Here is a 9,256-nt window from a genome sequence, read left to right as displayed (position 1 = left end):
GTATATCCTTGAATATTCTCCGGTTTAAACTGATATAAAGTACGAGTTGCCAGACGAGTCAAAGCTTCCGAACCCCGAATAACAACTAAATACTTACCTGCGTTGAGGCGGTTACGATAAGATACAGCATCACCACCACCAACAATCAAACCCACTCCACCACCAACAAAAGTTCCACCCATTGCACCAGAAATACCACCCAATATTCCACCAATAAAATGATTGCCAAATTCGCCTGCCCAAGCAAAAGTATTCAAACCAGTAATCAAACTAAAAGTAGTACCAGCAGCAAACCCAAATGGTACAAGCCAAATTACCATCCGCATCGCTTGTTTGCGGGCCTGTTCCTTGGGGTCAATAAGGCCATATTCATCGGCAGTTTGATACCCCCGGCCCAAGATTGCCACTTGTTTCATGGGCAAACCCTCTTTTTCTAAAGCAGAATACGCGGCTTCAGCTTGAATACGGTCTGATAATACGGCAACGAGATAATTCATAAAAATTGTTAAAAGCAATCTAAAATATTTCTGTCAATAAAATAAATTATAGGCCCATACTGGTACTCTATAAGGATAAAGTTGTTATTTCAGACACAAAAAAACCTAAACATTAAGGAGTGAGAGTTAGCTATTGATTAAAATCAATGGTCATCGAACGCGACAGGTTTTAACCCGTCATTATTCTTAATAGAAAAAGGCCAATTTTGTGTTAATTCATAGACAAGGAGATGATGTAAATTGTATGGATGTCAACAACACTCGATCAAAAAATCCCCAGAGGTCATGGCAGTTCTTGAATATATCTGTTCACAAGCCAATAAATTAACGAACTGTGGGATTTACTATTGCCGTCAAATGGTGTTTAAAGCAGGAAGTTTTTTAACCAGAGCCACACTTGATAAAGAATTAAAAAGCAATATACACTTCAAAGCAATGGGTTCAGCTTGTGCTCAACAGACATTACATAGTGTAATTGAATCTTTTGATTCCTACAAAAATTTATGGAAGCTATACAAGGAGGAAAAATTACACTTTAGACCCAAGCCACCAAGTTATCGGAAGAAAGGTGGAATGGCAGTAGTTAGTTATCCAGCTCGATGGGTAAAATTAGTTGATGAAAGTCTAAAATTCCCCTTAGGAAATCAGGTAAAAGCATGGTTCGGAATTAACCATTTTATTTTACCCATGCCCTCGAATTTGGATTTTAACTCAATCAAAGAGTATCGCATCGTTCCAAGAAATGGATGTTTTTATATCGAGTTTGTTTACAAACAGCAAGAAATCGAATCTGTTAAAGTCAATAATAATGTTTTAGGAATTGACCCTGGTGTAAATAATTGGATAACAGGAGTTTCTAATACTGGGAAGTCATTTATTATTGATGGAAAAAAAGTCAAATCTCAGAATCATTGGTATAACAAACAAGTCGCTAAAATTAAGACGAGAAAGCCTCAAGATTACTGGAATGAAGAATTAGCAGAACTGACGGAAAAGCGCAACCGTCAAATGAGGGACAACATTAATAAAGCGGCAAGGTTTATAATTAATTGGTGTCTGGTGAATGATATTAGTAACATCGTTTTTGGTTGGAACAAATTCAACAAAGATGGGATTAATATCGGCAAAAAGAACAACCAAGAATTCGTACAAATTCCTACGGCTAGACTCAAAGAAAGAATATCTCAACTTTGTGAACAGTATGGGATTAACTTTATTGAGACAGAAGAGAGTTATACCAGTCAAGCCAGTTTTTTAGATGATGATTTTCTACCTAAATATGGTGAAAAACCCGAGCGGTGGAAGGCATCAGGAAAGAGGGTTAGAAGGGGGTTATATCGCTCTTGTGATGGTAGCTTGATTAATGCTGATGCACATGGCGCAGCCAACATAATTAGAAAGGTAAAAACACAGTTAAATTTAGATTTAACCAAGGTTATTAGGGCAGTTTTGACTCTGCCAAAACGGTATTTTTTGGATTCTCTTTCAAGACAATATCGTAAGCGTTGTGAGGGTGGTTTGAACCCGCTCACAATATTCGCTTAGAATCCCCGTCTTTTTAAAGCGGCGAGAAGTCAATGAAGCAGAAGTTTCAGTCACACAGGGCTTACCAATGGATAATGGATAATTTCTCTAATGAATAATTGATAATTTATAATTATTTTGCTTGGAAATTCTTGTACAAAAAGTGAAAACTTTTAGACTTTTCTGATCTACAAAGAAATAGTTTTTCTACAAGGTTTAAAAATTCAACTCATTATCAATTATTAAGTCCATTATTCATTATCCATTATCCATTAATGAAGCACCTAAACAAGAAACCGGGTTTATTACCCTGATTATTGTTATTCAAACCAGGAAATTTCGTCGATAAACCCGGTTTTTACGTCAGTCCTATCAGAAAAATAATTCATAAACCCAAATTATTCAACTAACTTCCTATGCCAAAAGTTCTTGTATCCGATCCAATCGATCAAAGTGGAATTGATATTATCTCCCAAGTAGCTCAGGTAGATGTAAAAACAGGTCTACCCGTAGAAGAATTGGTAAAAATTATCCCAGAATATGATGCTTTAATGATTCGTTCTGGTACTAAAGTCACCAAAGAAATTATTGAAGCTGCAACAGAACTAAAAATTATTGGTCGTGCTGGAGTCGGGGTAGATAATGTAGATGTACCAGCAGCAACTCGTAAAGGTATTGTAGTAGTTAATTCTCCAGAAGGAAATACAATCGCTGCCGCAGAACACGCCCTAGCGATGATGTTATCCATGTCGCGCCACGTTGCAGAAGCTAACCAATCAGTTGTAAGTGGAAAATGGGACCGCAAAAAGTTTATCGGGGTAGAGGTCTACAAAAAAACTCTCGGTGTTGTTGGTTTGGGTAAAATTGGCTCCCATGTAGCTAAGGTGGCGAAAGCTATGGGAATGAAAATTTTGGCCTACGATCCATTTATTTCTGCAGAAAGAGCAGAACAGTTGGGTTGTAGTTTGGTAGATATGGAACTGTTAGTCCAAGAGTCAGATTATATTACTCTCCACATACCCAAAACTGACGAAACTTATCATTCTATTAATGCTGAAACTTTTGCCAAAATGAAGCCTACAGCTCGGATTATTAATTGTGCTAGAGGTGGAATTATTGATGAAGTTGCTTTAGCTGAAGCTTTAAAAGAAGGAAAAATTGCTGGAGCTGCTTTAGATGTGTATGAAAATGAACCTTTAGAAGCTGAGTCCCCACTACGAGAGTTGGGGCCAAAAATTGTTATGACTCCTCACTTGGGTGCTTCTACTGCTGAAGCTCAAGTGAATGTGGCAATTGATGTGGCTGAACAAATTCGAGATGTATTATTAGGGTTGCCTGCTAGATCCGCGGTGAATATCCCTGGTATGTATCCTGATACATTGGAAAAACTTAAGCCCTATTTGTTATTGGCTGAAACTCTTGGTAATTTGGTCAGTCAATTAGCAGGTGGGCGTATTGATTTTCTCAATGTTCGTCTCGAAGGAGATTTGGCCAGTGGAGATAGTAAACCTGTAGTAGTGGCAGCCTTGAAGGGTTTACTTTCTCAAGCCTTGCGAGAGCGGGTCAACTATGTAAACGCTTCCATTGAAGCTAAGGAAAGAGGTATTCGGGTAGTGGAAACTAGAGATGCTTCAGTCCGGGACTATACTGGTTCATTACAGTTAGAAGCAAAGGGTTCTCTGGGCGACCATATTGTTAGAGGTGCTTTACTTGGAGAAGATGAGATTCGGATTACTAATATTGATGGTTTCCCAATTAATGTTCCTCCTAGTCCATATATGTTATTGACTCTCCACCGAGATCTGCCCGGAATTATTGGTAAAATAGGTTCACTTCTAGGCAGTTTCAATGTCAATATTGCCAGTATGCAGGTAGGTCGTAAAATTGTTCGGGGTGATGCTGTGATGGTATTAAGTGTTGATGACCCATTGCCAGAAGAAATATTAACTGAAATTCTCAAAGAACCAGGAATTAAAGATGCTTATACAGTTGCTCTTTGACATACTCTTGGGCTTAAAGGTGCAGAGATTCTCCTGAGAAGTGGGTGCGACTCGTTGGCCACTAAACTAGGGAACTAGGTATAAATGGCCGTTCCAAGTTAATACATGAGGGCAACCTCGACTTGTGAATAACTCTTATGTCCTTGGTGGTGAAATTCCATCCGCCTTGTTGTTAGGTTGACAGCATAGACCACGGGGTAGCGACTGAACATCAATCCCCGAAGCTGGTTTAAAAGCGGGAAAAATACCAGTTATCAGGAACGATACCGCAAGCAAAGGCTGACAAGTGGACGAACAGAAAGGTAATAAAACTCTCGTGACAGGAAACCATCCCAAAGGTAGCTATGGAATGTAGGACGAAAGTTAGAGGGTCTTGGATAATCTTATCCACTTGAGATTATCAACAACCATACCGAACCCTCCGGGAGATTTTACCCCACTAAATCAGTCGTAATAAAGGAATAAGGGAACGAGGAAACCTCTCTAAGACACCTAAGAATACAGGTCGAAATCGAAGGCAAGCCATTCAAGGTCAATCTACGCAATAGACGTAGGTCTTAGAGAGAGTAGGATTGGGTAAAAAGCTATCGAGCTGACGTACCCACAGTTAGACGTAATGTAGAGGAACCACTAGCTAATGAATAAAGCCAAAACCCTAAAAAGACGTTTGGGAAACCCAAAACCATTTTTAAGCGTGGCATGGGACACAAACGATATACCGGATGCCTGTAGTGTCAATCCAAATCTCAAATGGAAAGACATTAATTGGAAGAAGGTGGAAAAGTATGTGTTTAAGTTGCAAAAACTCATCTACAGAGCATCCAGCCGTGGCGAAATCCGCTTTCCGGCGTAAATACCAAAAACTTCTGACCAAAAGTTATTACGCCAGGCTGCTAGCTGTTAGACGTGTCACACAAGACAACCAAGGTAAGAAGACAGCCGGAGTGGACGGAATCAAAAATCTGCCCCCAATGGAAAGACTCAACCTTGTTGATATTCTCAAGACACAATATTTCAAAGCAAGTCCAACCCGTAGAGTCTGGATACCAAAACCAGGAAGGGACGAAAAGCGACCGCTCGGAATCCCTACAATGTACGACCGTGCATTGCAAGCCCTGGTAAAGCTAGGTATGGAACCAGAATGGGAAGCACACTTTGAACCTAATAGCTATGGTCTTTTCCGGAGGTCAACACATGATGCTATTGGAGCAATCTTCAGCAGCATCAAACTCAAGCCTAAGTATGTATTAGATGCTGACATATCCAAATGTTTTGACCGAATTAACCACGATGCACTGTTAGGAAAAATTGGAATATCTCCATATAGACGATTAATCAAACAATGGTTAAAGTCGGGGGTATTTGACAACAATCAATTCCTAGACACTGTGGAAGGTACACCACAGGGAGGGGTCATATCACCCTTGCTAGCAAACATCGCCTTGCACGGCATGGAAGAATGTCTAAATAAATTCACTGAAACCTTACCAGGTGAAAAGGAAAAGAATAAAAAGGCATTAACCATAGTGCGCTATGCTGATGACTTCGTCATCCTACATAAGGATATCAAAGTAGTGCTACAAGCAAAAGCCGTAATACAGGAATGGTTGAGCCAAATAGGATTAGAACTAAAACCAGAAAAAACCAGAATTGCCCACACCTTAGAGGAACACGAAGGGAGTAAACCTGGAGTTGATTTCCTAGGGTTTAATGTAAGGCAATATGAGGTTAAATCAGCCGGACAAGGATTTAAGACGCTGATTAAACCATCCTCCAAGAGTATAAAAACTCACTATCGGAAACTGGCGGATATATTTGATTCCAACAAAACCGCTCCTAGTAAAGCTTTAATAACTAAATTAAACCCGGTAATTAGAGGATGGGGCAATTACTTCTCCACTGTAGTCAGTAATAAGATATTCAGTAAAATGGATATGCTTATATGGAAGAGACTGTGGAGATGGGCAAGTAGAAGGCATCCCAACAAGTCAGTCAAATGGGTTAAGAAAAAGTATTTCCCCAAAGTTAAGGAAACCAGAAACTGGGAATTTAACGATGGCAAATATACACTAAACCTACACTCAGATGTCCCCATTGTACGGCACATCAAAGTGAAAGGTAATAAATCCCCCTACGATGGTGACTGGACTTATTGGAGCAGCAGAATCGGTAAATACCCAGCTCTTAGGAAAGAAGTCACAACGCTGTTAAAACGGCAAAAGAACAAATGCGCATCTTGTGGGCTAACTTTTAGACCAACTGACCTTATGGAAGTTGACCATATAAAACCAAGGTCTAAAGGTGGTGACAACACAATTAAGAATAAACAACTGTTGCACCGACATTGCCACGACACTAAAACTGCCCTAGATAAAAAGACATACGCAGAACCAAAGTTACAGGATTTACCTGATGGATATTTATGGGTTGACGATATGTTGATATTAGGACAGGGATGTACCCATGACAAGGGACGTTTAAGAGAGGAGCCGATTTGGAGGTGAAAGTCTCACGTCCGGTTCTGAAGACGAGTCGGGTAGGGTAACTTGCCTGGCTTAGTTTAACAGGGAATATATATAACCAAAACCTAAAAAAATAACGGGAGGAAAGTTCCCGGAAGATTTATCCCCTGGTTGAATAACGACACGCGGGTCATAAAGCGGAGTAAAAGCCTGGTATACTAGAGGAAGACCGAACAAGGTTTGTCGCCATGACAAGAGGGCACTTTGCGGTGAAATTCCGGCGGACACCTGTAAGGGGACTTAGTTTCCTACGACGGCTGTTAGCTCCGCATTCCGAAGGAAAAGCAAGCAGGCAGCTAAAGCAGCGAGAAGATTGCTCCAACCAGCACGAGTAAAACCACTCGTCAAAGCTAATAAAAAAGTAAACTCACAGCTAGATTTCGGTCTATGCCGAGGAGTTTAGGAGTCTGTTGACAGGCTTAAGCAAATGTGGATTGATCCCATTTGCGGTAGATTTACTACAGAATCCAGGGTGTTTCAACCCCTGGAGATGTCAATAACCAAAGTTAGTCGAGGCTCTTCCCAGTAAAGCTGGAAGTCTCGAAGATGAATCAAACTGTCCTTAGATTGAGTTGAAGTAGGAAGCCCCAACTTCAGTGAAGTAAGTTGGGGTTCAATAATTAATAATTAATAATTAATAATTACCTCTTCTTTTTAAGAAGAGGTAAGGTTAAAAGGAAAATTTTTTCTTTTGACAAAAAAGCCTTAAAAAAAGGAATTTGTCATCTGTCTATGAGTGAAATAAAAATTCCTACTTCACAGACAGAAATAATAGAGGCAAGAATCGTGGCAAAAAGGTAAGCATTCAGCACATGGCGTATTAGCTATCACCTATCACCTATGAGTTATTAAATCATTAAGTAGGTAGGCATAAATAAAGGTTAAAATAAAAAATCTGAAAAAGAAGCTATAACCCTGTTTATAAAAGGTTTTCACCGCCAGTGAATTTTCATTGGTATTGTAGGGATAATTAAGCCCACCTACTTATCTTGGAAGAAGGAATTAGTAGTCAAGGAGTGAAATATGAATGAAATATTTCTGTCAGCTAACCTTAGTTTTTGCTTGATTATTTTAAAAGCTGATAGCTGAAACTTTAGCTAGCTGAATGCTTACGCAAAAAGTAGCTGTTATATAATAGAAATAGTCTATGAAAAATCGGAGTAAATTACAGAAAATCAACAAGTAGTAGGAGTAGATTTAGGAGTAAATAATTTAATAGCTGTAACTAGAAATCAAACAGAAATTTTACCTATGCACGGGTTGAAGGCAGACCATTAAAAGCCATTAATACATTTTATTTTATAATAAACAGCGCTCTTGTTGACAATCTCAATTAAAAACAAACCATAATCAAAGTAATTATCATCGCTTAAAAAAATTAACTCACATTCATGTCGGCTCTTAGCCGAAACGAAATTGTCGAGTCTAAAATTATCTCCATACAGCAAGTAAAAGAGTAATAGATTGGTGTGTTAACCACAAAATAGGCATCTTAATTATTGGGCAGAATCAGACTTGCAAACAAGAAATAAAATCAGGTAAAAAGAACAATCAATAATTTGTGAATATTCATCATTATAGGTTAATAGAGATGTTAAGAGATCAAGCCCAACTAAGAGGAATAAAAGTAATAATTACAAAAGAATCTTATGCATCTCAATCGAGCTGTTTAGATGGGAATAATTTACCAAAATATGGAGAGATAAAACCGAATTTTAGTGAAAAAAGAGTAACAAGAGGGTTGTATAAAACAAGGAAAAATAAATTATTAAATGCTGATGTAAATGGGTCGTTTAACATGATTAAAAAAGAAATTCCTGATGTCTTTGACCAAGGAATAAAGGGTTTGCCGTTTAACCCTGTGGCGATCAATCCACTTGCGTTCAACTAAGCTTTCAGATTTTTGAGTAAGTTTAAGTAAGTTTAGTTGAGCGGTACTTCACAGATAAATATATTTCTTCACCAAAATTATCCTGAACACTCCCCTCAATGGTTGTTTTTAGTTATTAGCAGTGAATATATTTCTTGAAATTACCGAATAATTAAGGTTTAAAGCCTCTCATGAGCAAGGAGAAACTTGAAAAAATTTTCATGATTAGTCAATCCTATCCCTTTTCAAGGAGAGGTAATAATTAATTATTAATAATTAATTATTAATTGTTGAATATAGGATTTACGGACTCCAACCAAGAAACTGGGTTTGTTATCCTGGTTATTTGCCTATGGTACACTAAATTTCGTCGAGAAACCCGGTTTCTGTTTCTGGGTAAGCCCTATGACTAATTAAAAAATCTAAAATCTAACATAGAAAAGCTAAAATTTTTATGGCATATAACTGGTGGGAAATTAGAGTCTTATGTAACCAAAGTCTGGAGGAGGTGATTTTCTGGCGTCTGGATAGTTTTGGTTGCCGGGGGACGGCAAGTCAGGTTAAAGGTAATGATTGTTTAATATTGGCTTATTTACCAGAAGAGCAAACTCAACTGTTGGACTTGTCAGCTCTAGCTTTAAATTTGCGTCAAGATGCTCTGTGTATGAATTTACCAGTTCCAGTGATGGATTGGCATTTAATTGAGGAAGAAGTTGTTTTTACTGTAAAATCGTATGAATGTCCCGGAACAAGGTTTGTAAATATGTTGGTAAAATCCTTGTATCCTCCATCCTCTACTGCTGTACCCGAACTGTGTATTATATCTTTAAGTATAAATGTACG

General features: G+C 38.4%; 4 protein-coding genes and 2 pseudogenes. 5 read left to right on the top strand and 1 reads right to left on the bottom strand.

Annotated elements, in window-relative coordinates:
- A partial coding sequence (locus F6K22_RS20730) for a hypothetical protein (RefSeq protein WP_293102026.1) occupies positions 1 to 497 on the bottom strand: 497 nt, incomplete at its 3' end.
- Positions 498 to 737: 240 nt separating this feature from the next.
- Here F6K22_RS20730 and F6K22_RS20725 point away from each other — a divergent pair.
- The 5 genes and pseudogenes from F6K22_RS20725 to F6K22_RS20705 all read left to right on the top strand — a co-directional run.
- On the top strand, positions 738 to 2,042 hold the full coding sequence (locus F6K22_RS20725; protein ID WP_293102023.1) for an RNA-guided endonuclease InsQ/TnpB family protein: 1,305 nt from the start codon (positions 738 to 740) through the stop codon (positions 2,040 to 2,042).
- A gap of 395 nt (positions 2,043 to 2,437) precedes the next feature.
- Positions 2,438 to 4,021 (top strand): phosphoglycerate dehydrogenase, encoded by a 1,584-nt coding sequence (gene serA / locus F6K22_RS20720; RefSeq protein WP_293102020.1) that lies wholly within the window; start codon positions 2,438 to 2,440, stop codon positions 4,019 to 4,021.
- 637 nt (positions 4,022 to 4,658) lie between these two features.
- Positions 4,659 to 6,566, top strand: a pseudogene (ltrA, locus tag F6K22_RS20715) (group II intron reverse transcriptase/maturase).
- 1,538 nt (positions 6,567 to 8,104) lie between these two features.
- Positions 8,105 to 8,434 carry a zinc ribbon domain-containing protein gene (locus F6K22_RS20710; RefSeq protein ID WP_293102017.1) on the top strand — a complete coding sequence of 110 codons (330 nt, stop codon included), beginning with the start codon at positions 8,105 to 8,107 and terminating at the stop codon, positions 8,432 to 8,434.
- A gap of 433 nt (positions 8,435 to 8,867) precedes the next feature.
- Positions 8,868 to 9,256, top strand: a pseudogene (locus tag F6K22_RS20705) (hypothetical protein); the annotation flags it as partial.

The organism is Okeania sp. SIO2F4 (assembly GCF_010672385.1).
In the GTDB taxonomy this organism is placed as follows: Bacteria; Cyanobacteriota; Cyanobacteriia; order Cyanobacteriales; family Microcoleaceae; genus Trichodesmium.
Note: the sequence above shows the minus strand (reverse complement) of the source record. Positions and strands in the feature narration are given on the sequence as shown.

Bases quoted from the DNA above. Each gene is read 5' to 3' on its own strand.
- serA (WP_293102020.1), top strand. From the start codon at position 2,438: ATGCCAAAAGTTCTTGTATCCGATCCAATCGATCAAAGTGGAATTGAT.